Source organism: Stappia sp. G46H5W (assembly GCF_058448995.1).
The window spans coordinates 301,075-316,064 of the sequence record NZ_JBZFLL010000005.1 but is presented as its reverse complement, the minus strand read 5'-3'; the positions used below and the strand labels follow the sequence as shown (position 1 = coordinate 316,064).

Annotated in this window: 15 protein-coding genes and 1 tRNA gene; 11 read left to right on the top strand and 5 right to left on the bottom strand. The window is 67.6% G+C overall.

The window, feature by feature from the left end:
- Positions 1-54 precede the first annotated feature (54 nt).
- From tsaD to leuB, 10 genes are all read left to right on the top strand, one after another.
- On the top strand, positions 55-1,146 hold the full coding sequence (gene tsaD, locus ACVJ6E_RS17075; RefSeq protein WP_120269995.1) for a tRNA (adenosine(37)-N6)-threonylcarbamoyltransferase complex transferase subunit TsaD: 1,092 nt from the start codon (positions 55-57) through the stop codon (positions 1,144-1,146).
- Positions 1,143-1,667, top strand: a complete 525-nt coding sequence (locus ACVJ6E_RS17070) for an NUDIX hydrolase (protein ID WP_491676492.1) — start codon at positions 1,143-1,145, stop codon at positions 1,665-1,667. Before tsaD ends, ACVJ6E_RS17070 begins: the two co-directional genes overlap by 4 nt.
- A complete protein-coding gene (locus tag ACVJ6E_RS17065) occupies positions 1,664-2,683 on the top strand; it encodes an NAD(P)H-dependent glycerol-3-phosphate dehydrogenase (RefSeq protein ID WP_491676491.1) in 1,020 nt (339 codons plus the stop codon). The genes ACVJ6E_RS17070 and ACVJ6E_RS17065 overlap by 4 nt, the downstream gene beginning before the upstream one ends.
- A 117-nt stretch (positions 2,684-2,800) precedes the next feature.
- Complete coding sequence (locus tag ACVJ6E_RS17060; protein ID WP_120269994.1) at positions 2,801-3,088, top strand: YciI-like protein; 288 nt, start codon at positions 2,801-2,803, stop codon at positions 3,086-3,088.
- Between the two features lie 2 nt (positions 3,089-3,090).
- On the top strand, positions 3,091-3,513 hold the full coding sequence (locus ACVJ6E_RS17055) for an EVE domain-containing protein (RefSeq protein ID WP_120269993.1): 423 nt from the start codon (positions 3,091-3,093) through the stop codon (positions 3,511-3,513).
- Positions 3,510-4,175 carry a class I SAM-dependent methyltransferase gene (locus ACVJ6E_RS17050; RefSeq protein WP_120269992.1) on the top strand — a complete coding sequence of 222 codons (666 nt, stop codon included), beginning with the start codon at positions 3,510-3,512 and terminating at the stop codon, positions 4,173-4,175. The genes ACVJ6E_RS17055 and ACVJ6E_RS17050 overlap by 4 nt, the downstream gene beginning before the upstream one ends.
- 145 nt (positions 4,176-4,320) lie before the next feature.
- Positions 4,321-5,490: a M20 aminoacylase family protein gene (locus ACVJ6E_RS17045; protein WP_120269991.1), complete on the top strand. Its 1,170-nt coding sequence runs from the start codon at positions 4,321-4,323 to the stop codon at positions 5,488-5,490.
- Positions 5,491-5,553: 63 nt separating this feature from the next.
- Entirely contained in the window at positions 5,554-6,339 is a 786-nt protein-coding gene (locus ACVJ6E_RS17040) for a sulfite exporter TauE/SafE family protein (protein WP_208996816.1), read from the top strand.
- A gap of 37 nt (positions 6,340-6,376) precedes the next feature.
- On the top strand, positions 6,377-7,336 hold the full coding sequence (locus ACVJ6E_RS17035) for a threonine/serine dehydratase (RefSeq protein WP_120269990.1): 960 nt from the start codon (positions 6,377-6,379) through the stop codon (positions 7,334-7,336).
- Between the two features lie 94 nt (positions 7,337-7,430).
- Complete coding sequence (gene leuB / locus ACVJ6E_RS17030) at positions 7,431-8,543, top strand: 3-isopropylmalate dehydrogenase (protein ID WP_120269989.1); 1,113 nt, start codon at positions 7,431-7,433, stop codon at positions 8,541-8,543.
- An 87-nt stretch (positions 8,544-8,630) separates the two neighbouring features.
- Here the strand turns inward: leuB and ACVJ6E_RS17025 are convergent, their stop codons facing one another.
- From ACVJ6E_RS17025 to ACVJ6E_RS17010, 4 genes are all read right to left on the bottom strand, one after another.
- On the bottom strand, positions 8,631-8,834 hold the full coding sequence (locus ACVJ6E_RS17025) for a Trm112 family protein (RefSeq protein ID WP_120269988.1): 204 nt from the start codon (positions 8,832-8,834) through the stop codon (positions 8,631-8,633).
- Positions 8,835-8,939: 105 nt separating this feature from the next.
- Positions 8,940-9,620 carry an LON peptidase substrate-binding domain-containing protein gene (locus tag ACVJ6E_RS17020; protein WP_120269987.1) on the bottom strand — a complete coding sequence of 227 codons (681 nt, stop codon included), beginning with the start codon at positions 9,618-9,620 and terminating at the stop codon, positions 8,940-8,942.
- Positions 9,621-9,769: 149 nt separating this feature from the next.
- A complete protein-coding gene (gene trxA / locus ACVJ6E_RS17015) occupies positions 9,770-10,762 on the bottom strand; it encodes a thioredoxin (protein ID WP_120269986.1) in 993 nt (330 codons plus the stop codon).
- A 148-nt stretch (positions 10,763-10,910) separates the two neighbouring features.
- Positions 10,911-11,426 (bottom strand): YbaK/EbsC family protein, encoded by a 516-nt coding sequence (locus ACVJ6E_RS17010; protein WP_120269985.1) that lies wholly within the window; start codon positions 11,424-11,426, stop codon positions 10,911-10,913.
- A gap of 260 nt (positions 11,427-11,686) precedes the next feature.
- Between ACVJ6E_RS17010 and ACVJ6E_RS17005 the strand changes: the two genes are divergently transcribed.
- Positions 11,687-11,761 (top strand) — tRNA-Gly (locus ACVJ6E_RS17005).
- Positions 11,762-11,878: 117 nt separating this feature from the next.
- On the opposite strand, the gene ACVJ6E_RS17000 is transcribed toward ACVJ6E_RS17005, so the two are convergent.
- Positions 11,879-14,743, bottom strand: coding sequence for an EAL domain-containing protein (locus ACVJ6E_RS17000; protein ID WP_120269984.1), 2,865 nt, complete (start codon positions 14,741-14,743; stop codon positions 11,879-11,881).
- Positions 14,744-14,990: the final 247 nt, after the last annotated feature.

Genomic DNA, 14,990 nt, shown 5'->3' with positions numbered 1-14,990 from the left:
GCCAGCTCAAGTTTCCCCCTTGGTGGTCCTGGCTCCGGGGGGCCTGCCGGGCCGATGACGGTGTTGGGCATCGAGACCAGCTGCGACGAAACCGCCGCTGCCGTGGTGCGCGTGGCGCCCGATGGCAGCCGGCAGATCCTGTCCGACGTGATCCGTTCGCAGACCGGCGAGCACGAAGCCTTCGGCGGTGTCGTACCCGAGATCGCCGCGCGAGCCCATATCCGCATTCTCGATGGACTGGTGAGCGCAGCGCTCAAGGATGCCGGAGTTGGCTTCGACAAGCTCGACGCCGTCGCTGCAACCGCAGGCCCCGGCCTGATCGGCGGCGTCATCGTCGGCCTGACAACAGCCAAGGCCATCGCCATGGCCGCCGGCAAACCGCTGGTCGCCGTCAACCATCTGGAAGGCCACGCGCTGACGGCACGGCTGACCGACGGACTGCCGTTTCCCTACCTTTTGCTGCTGGTTTCCGGCGGACACACCCAGTTCCTGCTGGTGGAAGGCGTCGGCCGGTACCGGCGGCTCGGCTCCACCATCGACGATGCCCTGGGCGAAGCCTTCGACAAGACGGCGAAGCTCCTGCAACTCGGATTTCCGGGCGGGCCTGCCGTGGAACAGGCGGCCATGCGCGGCGATCCGTCGCGCTTCCACCTGCCCCGGCCGATGCTCGACCGGCCGGGCATCGACCTCTCCTTCGCCGGGCTGAAGACCGCCCTGCGCACCACCGCCGAGGCGAACGCGCCGTTGTCGCCGCAAGATGTCGCAGACCTGTGCGCCTCGTTCCAGCAGGCGGTGACAGACGTGATCGGCGAAAAGAGCCGGCGGGCGCTCGCCCTCTTCGCCGAGAGCCATCCGCAGACCCCGCCCGCGCTGGTCATCGCCGGGGGCGTCGCCGCCAACACGGCGATCCGGGCGCGACTGGAGGCGGAAGCGAGAAAGGCCGGCGCTCGTCTCGTCGCCCCACCGGGCCGCCTTTGCACCGACAATGCCGCAATGATCGCCTGGGCCGGCATCGAACGGCTTGCAGAGGCGCAAGCCGCCGGCAAGTCTCTGGACGAGCGCGACGCCCCGGCGCGGCCGCGCTGGCCGCTGGATGCGGAGGCCGCCGCCGTGATCGGATCGGGACGCAAGGGAGCCAAGGCGTGACCGCAGATCCCCGCTTTTTCGAGGGCGTCCTGTGCGACGTCATGCCGGACCGCTTCGACCGGCTCAAGCACAAGGCCTATATCTACCTTACCGCCGGGCGCGAGGTTCTGGTCTTTCGCCAGCCCGACCAGCCGGAGGTCGGCCTGCAGGTCCCCGGCGGGACGGTCGATCCCGGCGAGAGCCATCTTTGCGCTGCCTGCCGCGAGTTTCGCGAGGAAACAGGGCTGGAAGTCGCCCGTGCGCTCGACCCGCTCTGCGAGCAGACCGTGCTCTTCGACAATTTCCAGGGACGCGACATCCACGCCCGCCGGCTCTATCATGGCCGGCTGCGCGGCAACGAGGCGCGCCGGGCCCGCTGGGAACACTACGAGATGACGCCCTCCGCCGGTGGCGATCCGATCCGCTTCGAGCTGTTCTGGATGGATGTCGGCGAGGCCCTGCGGCTCGGTCCGGAGCGGTTCTTCACCGGCTTTCACGCCCCGCTCGCCGAGCTGGCCCGCCGTCTGGGGATCGCCCCGTGAGCCCCGCGGCGAACAAGGCGCTGGAGATCCACCGCATCGCCGTCATCGGTGGCGGGGCCTGGGGCAGCGCGCTAGCGCTGACCGCAGCGCGGGCCGGACGCGACACGGTGCTGTGGGCCCGCGATGTCGAAACGGTTGCGGCTGTGGCCTCGGGCCGCGGCAATCCGGCCTATCTGCCTGACATTCCCTTCGATGCCCGCGTTGCAGCAACCACGAACCTTTCCGAGGCACTGGAGGGCGCGGACGCGGCGCTGCTGGTGACCCCGGCCCAGACCACGCGCGCCATCGGCGCGGCGATCGCCCCGCTCGCCCGGCCGGGCTTGCCGATCGTACTCTGTGCCAAGGGCATCGAGCGCGAAACCGGACTGCTGCCGGCACAAGTGCTGGCCGAGGCCGCCCCCGCCTGCCGGGCAGCGATCCTCTCGGGCCCGAGCTTTGCCGCGGACGTGGCGCGCGGCCTGCCGACCGCGGTGACCCTGGCAGCCGAGGACGGCGATCTCGCCGATGCGCTGGCGCTGGCGCTGGCCAGCCGCCAGTTCCGCCCCTATGCCTCGACCGACCCGCTCGGTGCGCAGATCGGCGGTGCCCTGAAGAACGTGCTGGCGATCGCCTGCGGCGCGGTAGCGGGCAAGGGCTGGGGCGCGAGTGCGCTGGCCGCCCTGACCGCGCGCGGCTTTGCCGAGCTCAGCCGGCTCGGCCTGACGCTGGGCGCAAGACCCGAAACGCTGACCGGCCTCTCCGGTCTCGGCGATCTGGTCCTCACCTGCTCCTCCGCCCAGTCCCGCAACTTCGCCTTCGGCATCGCACTTGGAGAGGGCCGCACGGTAGCCGAGCTCGCCGCGACCGGGAAGCTGGCGGAAGGCGTGCATTCCGCCGCCGTTGCCGTTGATCTTGCCGCCCGGCACGGGGTCGAGATGCCGATTGCCGCCGCAGTGGCCGAAGTGCTGGCGGGCAGGCTCGCCGTCGACGATGCCCTGCAGCGGTTGATGACGCGCCCGCTGCGCCGGGAAACCTGACACGGGTCCTCAGCGCGGCTTGCGGACGCGTGCGAACCGGGTATCTATGCCGCATGACCTTCCGGTGCCCGTAAAGGGACACCGACATCACCTGAACCGATACGGGAGGCCCCGCCCATGCTTTATGCCCTCATCTGCACCGACAAGCCGAACGCGCTGCAGACCCGCCTCGACAACCGCGCCGACCACCTCGCCTTTCTCAAGGCGATGGGCGACAAGCTGAAGGCGGCCGGCCCGTTCCTGGACGACGACGGCGGCATGACCGGTTCTCTGGTGGTGATCGAGGCGGCAAACCGCGACGAGGCGCTCGCTGTCGCCTCCGAGGATCCCTATGCCCGTGCGGGCCTCTTCGAGAGCGTCGAGATCCGGCCCTGGAACTGGGTCATCAAGAACCCGGAGGCGTGAGCATGCGCTACTGGCTGTTCAAGTCCGAGCCGGACAAGTGGTCCTGGGAGATGCAGAAGGCGAAAGGCGAAGTCGGCGAGCAGTGGGACGGCGTGCGCAACTACCAGGCCCGCAACAACATGCGCGAGATGAAGCTCGGTGACCGCGGCTTCTTCTACCATTCCAATATCGGCAAGGAAGTCGTCGGCATCGTCGAGGTCTGCGCGCTCGCGCATCCCGACAGCACGACCGACGATCCGCGCTGGGAATGCGTCGACATCCGTGCCGTCCGCGACATGCCCAGGCCCGTGACCCTGGCCGACGTCAAGGCCGAGCCGCGACTGGCCAACATGGCGCTCGTCACCTCCATGCGCCTGTCGGTGCAGCCGGTGACGGAAGAGGAATGGAAGATCGTCTGCGAGATGGGCGGCCTGAAGGACGCATGACCACAACCGTCGATCCGCGCGCCTTCGTGCTGGCGAACACGCGGATCCACCCGGTCCCGCATGCGCCGGAGATCCGCCTGCACCTGGCCGACGAGGCGGTGGCGCTGTGGCAGAAGACCGAGGACGATCTCGGCGCCATCGGCCTACCGCCACCGTTCTGGGCCTTCGCCTGGGCCGGCGGCCAGGCCCTCGCCCGCCATATCCTGGACGAGCCGGCGCTGGTGGCAGGCCGCAGCGTCTATGATTTCGCCACCGGATCGGGGCTGGCTGCCATCGCAGCCGCCCGCTCGGGCGCGGCGCGTGTGACCGCTTGCGACATCGACCGCTTCGCACTGGCGTCCGCCCGTCTCAACATGGAGCTGAACGAGGTCTCCTTCGCCCTTGAGGGCGAGGATCCGCTCGACCTTGCGCCGCCCGATGCCGAGGTGATCCTGACCGGCGACGTCTTTTACGAAAAGCCGATGGCAAGCCGGGTGCTGGCCTGGGCCGACCGGGTGCTTGCTCGCGGCTCGCGCGTACTGGTCGGGGATCCAGGACGCGCCTATCTGCCCAAGGAGCGGATGCGGCACCTCGCCACCTTCGACGTGCCGGTGAACCGCTCGCTGGAGGATTTCGAGGTCAAGCGCACCAGCGTCTACGAGTTGCTGGCGTCGGACAGCTGACGTAGCGGCGAGGCGGCGCGGGCAAAACTGGGCCTGCAAAATGGCGCCGGGACTTGCGCAAGCCCCCGTTTTCGGCGTCAGATACGCGCCTCTCCGCGGCCACGCCGCAGCCTCGACAGCTTTTTGCCAAAACCAGAGGACCACCATGCCGATCATCAACCGCTTCGCCGATCTCGCCGAGGAGATCACCGAGTGGCGTCGTGACATCCATGCTCATCCGGAGCTGCTTTACGACACGCACCGCACCTCCGAGCTGGTCGCCGAGAAGCTGAAGGCTTTCGGCGTCGACGAAGTGGTAACCGGCATCGGCCGCACGGGCGTGGTCGGCGTCATCAAAGGCAAGTCGAACGGCTCCGGCAAGGTGATCGGCCTGCGCGCCGACATGGACGCGCTGCCGCTCGACGAGATCACCGGCAAGCCCTACGCCTCCACGGTTCCGGGCAAGATGCACGCCTGCGGCCATGACGGCCACACCGCCATGCTGCTGGGCGCCGCCAAGTATCTCTCAGAGACCCGCAATTTCGACGGCACCGTGATTGTCATCTTCCAGCCGGCCGAAGAGGGCGGCGCCGGCGCCAAGGCGATGGTCGACGACGGCCTGATGGACCGTTTCGGCATCCAGGAAGTCTACGGCATGCACAACATGCCGGGCGAGCCGCTCGGCAGCTTCCACATCCGCCCGGGCGCGATGATGGCCGCCGCCGACCGTATCCAGATCGACATCGAGGGTGTCGGTGGTCACGCGGCAAAGCCGCATGATGCGGTCGATACGCTGCTGGTCGGCGCCCACATCATCCAGGCGGTGCAGTCGATCGCCAGCCGCAACGTCGATCCGTTGAAGTCGGTCGTCGTGTCGATCACCGCCTTCAACGGCGGCTTCACCGACAACGTCATCCCGCAGACGGCACGCCTGCGCGGCACCGTGCGCACGCTCGACGCGGAAGTGCGCGATCTCGCCGAGAAGCGGCTGAAGGAGATCGTGCCGACCATCGCCTCCGCCTTCGGCGCCAAGGCCGAGGTCAACTATCTGCGCGACTATCCGATCACCATCAACCACGCGGAGCAGACCGAGTTTGCCGCCGGCATCGCGCGAAAGATCTCGGGCGACGACAATGTGGTGACGGACGTCGCCCCGACCATGGGCGGCGAGGACTTCTCCTTCATGCTGCTGGAGCGTCCGGGCGCCTTCATTTTCGTCGGCAACGGCAACAGTGCCAGCCTCCACCACCCGGCCTACGACTTCAATGACGAGCTGATCCCGGTGGGCTGCTCCTACTGGGTCAAGCTGGTCGAGACGGCCATGCCCTCGAACTGATGCAAGACCGGATGCGGGAAGCGAACTCCCGCATCCGCCCCTCCCCCTCTTGCGGGTCTCCCCTTGACCGCCGTTCTCGACACGCTCCAGCATCTTGTCTCCGCTCCCGGCATGTCGGCGGCCTCGCAAGTCCTGCTCATCGCCGTCAGCCTCGCGACATCCGCCGTTTCCGCGGCCTTCGGGTTGGGTGGCGGCATGATGCTGATTGCCGTGATGGCGCAGGTCATGCCGATCCCGGCGCTGGTCCCCGTTCACGGCGTCGTCCAGATGGGCTCCAACGGCGGCCGGGCGCTGGTCTTGCTGCCGCATGTCAACTGGATCGCCGCCCTGTGGTACGCGCTCGGTGCGGTGGCCGGCGCCGCGCTCGGCGGTGCGCTGGCCGTCAACCTCCCGGCAGAGGTTGTCCGTCTCGCCCTCGGTCTCTTCATTCTCTGGATCGTCTGGGGCCGCATGCCGCGCTTCGAGCGCGCGCCGAAGCGGGCCATGGCCGGCGCCGGTTTCATCGCGACCGGCCTCAGCATGGTGTTCGGCGCCACCGGCCCGATCGGAGCGGCGGTGCTGGCGGCCCTGCGCCTGCCGCGCCAGACCTTCGTCGCCACGCAGGCGGTCACCGCCCTGTCGCTCCACGTGTTCAAGATCGCCGTCTTCGGCGTCCTCGGTTTCGCCTTCGCCCCGTGGACCGGGCTTATCCTGGCGATGATCGCCAGCGGCTTCATCGGCACGCTGATCGGCACGCGCCTGCTTGCGCGCATGTCGGAAGGCGCATTCCGATACGGCTTCCGCCTCCTCATGACCGTCCTTGCCGGCGGTCTCGTGCTGCGCGGCCTTGCCGGGTTCCTGCCCGTCTGAACCGCAGCCCCCTTTCACCTCCCTCAAGGAGCCAGCCATGACCGACACGGCAGCAACGCCCCTTCCCGTCACCGCCGCCGATATCGAGGCCGCCGCCGCTCGGATCGCAGACAGGGTCCGCCGCACGCCTGTGGTCGGCAGCGGGGCGGGCAGCTTCGGCATCGACTCCTCTCTGTCGATGAAACTGGAACTCGTCCAGCACACCGGCTCCTTCAAGGCGCGCGGCGCCTTCAACACGCTGCTGTCGTCCGGCGTGCCCACGGCCGGCGTCGCAGCCGCCTCCGGCGGCAATCACGGCGCTGCGGTTGCGTATGCGGCACGCGCCCTCGGCCATCAGGCGGATATCTTCGTTCCCGAAACCTCGGCCCCCGCCAAGATCGCGCGCATCCGTTCCGCCGGCGCAAGACTGCACGTGGCCGGCACGCGCTATGCCGATGCGGCGGAAGCTTGCGCCCGCCACCGGGAAGAAACCGGCGCGATGGACATTCACGCCTATGATGCGCCCGGCACCATCGCCGGCCAGGGAACGGTCGCGCTTGAATGGCTGGAACAGGTGCCCGATCTCGACACGGTGCTGATCGCCGTGGGCGGCGGCGGGCTGATTTCCGGCTGCGCGCTGTGGCTCGCCGGCAAGGTGCGTGTCGTGGCGGTAGAGCCGGAAGGCTCCTGCGCCCTGCACGCTGCACTCAAGGCCGGCGAGCCGGTCGATGTGCCGGTCGACAGCCTTGCCGCCGACAGCCTCGGCGCCCGGCGCTGCGGCGACCTGGTGCACACGATTTGCGCCGCCCATGTCGACCAGAGCCTGCTGGTGACCGACGAGGCCATCCGCAACGCCCAGACGCGGCTTTGGACGGAGCTGCAGGTGGCGGCCGAGCCCGGCGGCGCGACCGCCCTTGCCGCCCTGACCTCGGGCGTCTACCGCCCGGCTCCGGGCGAACGGGTCGGCGTGCTCGTGTGCGGCGGCAATGTCGCCCTCGACAGTATCGCAACGGCCTGAGCCGCATGCTTGCCAAGCGGCGCGCGACGTTCTAGCAGAAACCGGAAAGATCATCCCTTTCGCCTTCAGGAAAACCCACGAGGAAACGCTTCCAATGACGACCTACAAGCTTCTGCTCCTGCCCGGCGACGGCATCGGCCCCGAGACCATGGGCGAAGTGAAGAAGGTGCTCGGCTGGTTCAACGCCCGCGGCACCGCCAGCTTCGAGACCGAGGAAGATCTCGTCGGCGGCTGCGCCTACGACGCGCATGGTAAGGCGATTTCCGACGAGGCGATGGCACGTGCGATGGCGTCCGATGCGGTGCTGTTCGGCGCCGTCGGCGGCCCGAAGTGGGACGGCGTGCCCTATGACGTGCGCCCCGAGGCCGGCCTGCTGCGCCTGCGCAAGGACATGGAGCTCTTCGCCAACCTGCGCCCGGCGATCTGCTATCCGGCGCTGGCCGACGCCTCTTCGCTGAAGCGCGACGTGATCGAAGGCCTCGACATCCTGATCCTGCGCGAGCTGACCGGCGGCGTCTATTTCGGTGAGCCGAAGGAGATCACCGAGCTCGGCAACGGCCAGAAGCGCGCCGTCGACACCCAAGTCTACGAGACCTACGAGATCGACCGTATCGCCCGCGCCGCCTTCGAGCTGGCCCGCACCCGTCGCGGCAAGGTCACCTCGATGGAAAAGCGCAACGTGATGAAGTCCGGCGTGCTCTGGAACGAGGTGGTGAGCCAGGCCCATGCCGACGGCTACCAGGACGTGGAACTCGAGCACATGCTGGCCGATGCTGGCGGCATGCAGCTGGTGCGCTGGCCGAAGCAGTTCGACGTCATCGTCACCGACAACCTGTTCGGCGACATGCTGTCAGACGTCGCGGCGATGCTGACCGGCTCGCTCGGCATGCTGCCTTCGGCCTCGCTCGGCGCTCCGGACCCGGAGACCGGCAAGCGCAAGGCCCTGTACGAGCCGGTGCACGGCTCGGCGCCGGACATTGCCGGTAAGGGCGCGGCCAACCCGATCGCGATGATCGCAAGCTTTGCCATGTGCCTGCGCTACTCCTTCGGCCTCGTCGAGGAAGCGGACCTGCTGGAGAAGGCGATCTCGTCCACGCTGGACAAGGGCCTGCGTACCCGCGACATCGCCGGCAAGGGCGAGAACACCATCGGCACCTCGGCCATGGGCGATGCCATCGTCGCCGAGCTCGATGCGCTGAGCGCCTGACGCACCTCGCATACCGCAATGAAAAGGGCCGGCCCCGCGGGGCCGGCCCTTTTTCGTTTCGGATGATCGCTCGCGATCCGCTCCGATTCAGGCCCCGTCGCTATCGTCCAGCGGACGCGCCTCGTCCGGCAGCATGATCGGAATGCCGTCGCGGATCGGATAGGCGAGCTTGGCCGCACGCGAGATCAGCTCCTGCTTCTCCGCACTGTATTCCAGCGTCGTCTTGGTCAGCGGACAGACCAGCAGCTCCAGGAGCTTGCGGTCGAGTGCATGGGCGGGTTCGCTCGCCATCCCGGTCTCTCTCCGTTGTCGGGCCCGGGCAGGCCCGGTTCTGAGCCGATTGCTGCCATGACCGGCTCGCCAATGCAACAGGGTGCCCTGTTGCCGTTGCCGAACCTATTGCAGCGTAACCCCGCCCTCGTCCCGGCTGCGGCGCGCGAGATCGACCTCGGTCAGAGCGACGAGCGTTTCGGCGCGCGTGCGAAGATCCGGCGCCTCCAGCAGCGCCTGCTTTTCGGCCGGACCATAAGGGCTCATCATCGCCAGGGCGTTGACCAGGATCTCGGTCGAGGCGCGGTCGATGCTGTCCCAGTCGGCTTCCAGGTCGTTGGCATCGAGATAGGCCCGCAGCGTCTTCACCAGCCCGTCGCGGTCGACTTCGTCCTCGCCGAGCCCGGTGCCGAAATCCTCGGCAAAGCCGGCCGAAGCGATGCGCCCGATCCGGTAGGGTGTGAGCGTTGCCAGTTCCTCCTCGAGACGGAAGCGGGCGATGCCCGTGAGCGTCACCAGATAGCGCCCGTCGCCGGTCTCCTGCACCGCGATGATGCGGCCGAGACAGCCGATGCCGACGAGCGGGGGAACCGGCTCCTCGGACTTTCCGGAGGCGAAGTCAGGCTGGATCATGCCGACCACCCGGTCGCTGGACAGCGCCGCGTCGATCATCGCCACATAGCGCGGCTCGAAGATGTTGAGCGGCATCTGCGCCTTGGGCAGCAGCACGGCGCCGGCGAGCGGAAACAGCGGAACCGTCGCCGGCAGGTCTGAGAAACTGGAATAGGTCGCGTTTCCGGCGCGCATGTCGGATCACCCGTTGGAAAGCGTTGCGGCGGGCTCCAGCCCGCCTTCTCTCTTCCTATATGGGCGCACAGGCGCCCCGTGGCCAGCCGGGGGCGGCCACGGGATGAAAAAAGCCCGCTGACTCAGGCAAATACCCGAGGCTGCAAAGATCAGCGGAACAGGACTGCGGAGAGGCGACGGCGACCATAGGCAGTCGCCGGATCCTTGTGGCCCCAGGCCTCGAAGAACTGCAGCAGCTGCTTGCGTGCGCCGTCTTCGTTCCACTCCCGGTCGCGGCGGACGATCTCGATCAGCTGATCCACCGCCTCCTGGCGCCGCGCAGCGCTGGAGCCCAGCGCAACGGCCAGATCGAAGCGCGCCTGATGGTCGGACGGATCCTCGGCGATCCGCGCCTCGAGACCGGCGAGATCACCCAGATTGCTCGCCTGCTCGGCAAGGTCCAGCGCCGCACGGGCGGCGGAAATCGCCGGATCGGAAGCAGCAGCCTCCGGCGCCATGGCGAGAACCTCGCGCGCCTTGTCGAGCGCTTCGGCGGCGACATAGCACTGGGCAAGGCCGCCGATGGCGGCAGCGCTTTCCGGCTCCATCGACAGGGCGCCGGCGTAAAGCTGGGCAGCCTGCGCCAGATCGCCAGCCTCGCGTGCGGCTTCGGCCTGCGCCAGCACCTGCTCCAGGTCGCTTGGCCCGACCGGGCCGGCGATCCGCTCGATGAACGCCTTCACCTGGCTTTCCTGCTGTGCACCCATGAAACCGTCGACCGGCTGGCCGTTCTTGAACGCGATGACCGCCGGGATCGACTGGATGCCGAGCTGGCCGGCGACTTCCGGATGGTCGTCGATGTTCATCTTGGCGAGGATCACGGCGCCGCGCGCATCACGCACCGCCTTTTCCAGCACCGGGGTCAGCTGCTTGCACGGACCGCACCATGGCGCCCAGAAATCAACCAGCACCGGCTGCTTGCGCGAGGCCTCGATGACATCGGTCATGAAGGTCTGTGTGGTGACGTCGCGGATGACATCCGCGGCCGGCGCACCGCCGGGCGCCGGGCTGGCACCGCCTCCCGGTGCGGGCGGTGTTCCGTAGCCACCACCGCCGAAGGAGCCGCCGAAGCTGCCCCCGACCGAAAAACCGTCGTTGCTCATACCCTGTCGTCCCTGGTTGCGCGAATGGTCGTCATCGACCTGTCCGCCGCGTGATTCGTCTGGTCGCCCCGCCCTGCCGCCGGATGGTCCGGCGGAACGAAAGGGCTCCCGCATGTTGCGCCTAACATGGGCGCATCGGCGGCAAAATTCAAACTGCGCCTTGCTGCCCGGACACCGCGATGACCCGCGGTTCGTGGCCGCACGCGCGCGCGAAAGCCAACAGTCCCTCGCGCGAGATCGTCGTGGTCGCCGTGTTCTCCAGCGGATGGAAGTTGAGCGGCTCGACATCCATCATCGCCGCATCGAAGATCGGCGTGACCCTCTGGCCTTCGCGGTCGTTGATCAGGGCGAAGGGCGTGACCGAGCCGGGCAGCACGCCGAGCACCTCCATCAGGAGATCCGGCTTTCCGAAGGAAACCCTCCCCTGCGCACCGATGAGCTGGTGGATCGACTTCAGGTCGATCTCCGCATCGTGCAGCGCGACGACCAGAAAGATGCGGCCCTTCTTGTCCTTCAGGAACAGGTTCTTGGTGTGGCCGCCGGGAATTTCGTCGTGGATTTCGGTGGATTCCGCGACCGTGAAAACAGCCGGATGATCGCGCGTTACGACATCCAGACCGAGGTCGGCGAGAAAGGCAAGAAGGTCCTGGCGGCTGGCCGGCATGGGCTCGTATCCTGATCCTGCGAGCCGGAATTCCGGCGGGAAAGCTCGATTTTCGAGCCTTGCGAACGAAGGCCGTACCGGTCTAGCCGACAGGGCCGCAGGTAGACAAGCCGCAGCGTGTTCCAGCGCCTGCCACCCCCGGAAATCCACTGTTGATCCACAGGCTGCGGCGCACAAAAAACACTGTTGCAATCCGCATCGCCTTGGTTCATATACAGCCCACCTCAGGCGCCGGTCGCGACCGGCCGCCACAAACTGATGCGGGCGTAGCTCAGGGGTAGAGCACAACCTTGCCAAGGTTGGGGTCGTGGGTTCGAATCCCATCGCCCGCTCCAGTTTATCGAGGGTGCAACAAGCCGCGGTTCGCCGCGGCTTTTGTCGTTTCAGGACGGCCTGGCCGCCTCCGGTCTTCTGGCAGACTTGCGAAACACCCTGCCCGACCGCCCTCCCTCTCAGATCGGGATCTTGCCGGTTTCCTCAGGTCCCTTGGGCTGCACCGACCATACGGGGCGCGGAGCGGGCCGGCCGATAAAGAAGCCTTGCGCGATATCGCAGCCGAGCTGGTCGAGAAACGCGAGCTGAGCCTCTGTTTCCACCCCTTCCGCAACCGTGGTCATGCCGAGGCTGTGCGCCAGACCGATGATGGCACGCACGATGGCGACATCATCATCGGACTGCCCGATATTGCGCACGAAGGACTGGTCGATCTTCAGTCGCGACACGGGAAACCGCTTGAGGTGGGTGAGCGAGGCGTAACCGGTGCCGAAATCGTCGAGCGCCAGGGTGATGCCGAGCCGCCTGAGGGCCACCAGCGTCTCCGCGATCCGTTCGGCGGAACGATCGAGCAGCACGGTTTCCGTCACCTCGAACTCCAGTTGCCGCGGGTCCAGCCCGTACCGCGCCAGTGCCTCCATCACGTATTCGGGAAAGTGAGGATCCTTCAGCTGCGACGTCGCAAGATTGATCGCAAGCTGGCCGGGGTCGGAACGCGCGCGCGCATCGGCGGCCGCGGCCGCGGAAAAGGTCGCAAAGGCCCGCTCCATGATTGCGCGGCCGAGCACCCCGCCCAGCCCGAGGTCCTCGGCGATGCCGATGAACTCAAGCGGACTGATCGCCTGCCCTCCATGCTGCCAGCGCGCCAGCACCTCGAACCCGACGATCCGGCGGTCGCCGAACCCCAGCTGCGGCTGGAAGGCCACATCGATCTCCTCGGCAGAAATCGCCTTGCGTAGCGCGTCGCCCAATTCATGCCGGCGTTCCAGCCGGCGGCGCAGCTGCGGGTTGAACAGGGTCCAGCCGTTCCGGCCCTGGGCCTTCGACTGATAAAGGGCGATGTCGGCGTTCTTGATGATATCGGCCGGCGTGTCGCCGTCGGCGGGAAACAGGGTCACGCCCATGGAAATCCCGGGCCGCATCATCCGGTCGCCGAGCCGGATGCGCGCCGTCAGGGCCTTGTGCAGCTTTTCCGCGGTGCGCTCGGCCGCCAGCTCGTCCGAAAGGCCCGTGAGCAGCACGGCGAATTCGTCGCCGCCCAGCCGCGCGACGACATCGCCCCTTCGCAGCAGGCGGCGTAGCCGCCGCGCCACCACCCGCAGCAGCGCATCGCCTGCATCATGGCCGAGCGTGTCATTGATCGACTTGAAGTGATCGAGGTCGATGATGATGAAGACGCCCGACTGATCGCGCGCGCGCTTGCCCTGCAACGCCTTGTCCAACTCGCGCGTCATCACCGAGCGGTTGGCCAGCTGCGTCAGTCCGTCCGTCTCCGCGGTGCGGCGGATGGCCAGCTCCGCCTGCTTCAGCGCGGTGATGTCGGTGCGCGCGCCGACAATGGCGCCGCTGGCCGAACGCCTTTCGCTGACCTGCAGCCAGCGCCCGTCCGACAAGAGCTGGATGCTCGGCTCGCTCGGCGGATTGCGATGGATCGCAATGCGGTTCCGGATCCAGGCTTCCCTCTGCTCCTCCGTCGCCCCCGGGTCCATGTACTGCCCCGCCGCCACGCCGTGGCGCAGGATGTCCTCGAACGGCGTGCCTTCGCGGATAAGCTTGGCAGACAGCGCGTAATAGTCGCGATAGGAGCGGTTGAAGAGGATTAGCCTGTCTTCGCCGTCGAAGGCCGCGATGGCATCCGGGATCGTCTCAATGACATCGTGCAAGAGCGCGCGCGCCTCGACGAGCTCCGTCACATCCGTCTGTACGCCGACGAAGCCTTCCGGCTCCCCGCCCTCTCCCCCGATTGGTCGGATGTCGAGGTCGAGCCAGTAACGCCGGCCGGTCCGGGATTCGTTGAGAACCTGCGCCCGCACGGCCCGCCCCTCGCGGATCGCGGCGCCCATCACCCTTATGGTTTCGGGATCGGTCTCGGAACACTGCAGCAAGGCGCCTGGCTTCTTGCCGAGAACCTCGGCTTGCGCGTAGCCGGTCAGGCGCTCGAAGGCGGTGTTCACCCACAGAATCCGGCCATCCCGGTCGCACACCACCATGGCGTTGTTGGTCGCACGGATGACGATGTCCGAGCGGCGCAGCTGCTCCGCCATGATTTCGCGCCGCGTCACGTTGCGCGTCACGCCGCGATAACCGAGGAACCGGCCGTCTCGCGAAAGGCGCGGACGCCCGTTGACCTCCACCCAAATCGGCTCGCCGTTGGCGCGCAGGCCTGGAAAGATGAAGTTCACGATGGGCAGTTGCCGCGTGACCGTTTCCACGTAGTCCCGCCAGAGCGGGTCGGTCGCCGGATCCCCGTTTGCCACGTCCCAGCGGGTACGGCCGATCCACCCGGCAAAATCCAGTCCAAGCCGCTCGCCATCGCCCATCACGCTGGTAAAGCGATGCTTCTCATCCGTTTCCCAGACCCAGTCGGAGGAAACGGCCACGAACTCCGCCAGCCGCTGATGCGCCTCGTTGAGCCTGCGAACCGCATCTGTTCGGGAAGTCTGGTCGACCGATACGCCGACGCCGCCGAGGATCACCCCATCGGCCATCACCGGCTCGATGGAGGTTTCGGAGACGATCCGGCCTTGCGAGGTTTCCATCTCGCGGCTGTAGTGAACGCGCTCGCCGCCGATCACCTTGAGATGCATTTCCGTCCAGGCCTGCCCCTCCTCGGGGCCGAGGCCCGCTTCGCTCGGCAGCAGCCCGACAGCGTTGCCGTGAATTTCGCGGTCGATGCGGTTCTGGAAGACATAGCGACCGCTGCGGTCGAAGATCCAGGCAGAATGGGGGAGACAGTCGAGCACGGCGGTCAGGCCGCGGGTGCTTTCGAGAATCCCGGTCTCCATGGCGGAGGCGGGATCGGAGGAAGAACCGTCCCGATCCATCGTGCATCCCGTCCGGCGGATGAGGCTGCGCCGATACGGGTCTCGGGCCGCAACCTGCCATCCCTGGTCAATTCCGTGGACCGATTGTTCGCATGTTCCTTGCGACGGCCCTGGTGCCTGCCCTGACGGGCAAGGCGCCTCCCGGGCCGACGCAAACACCCGTTGATGCGGAAAGCGCCGCCCCGCGAACGGCCATCCGCGAATCGCCCACCTGTAGAAATTTGCATGGCCGACCGATTTCTCAAAG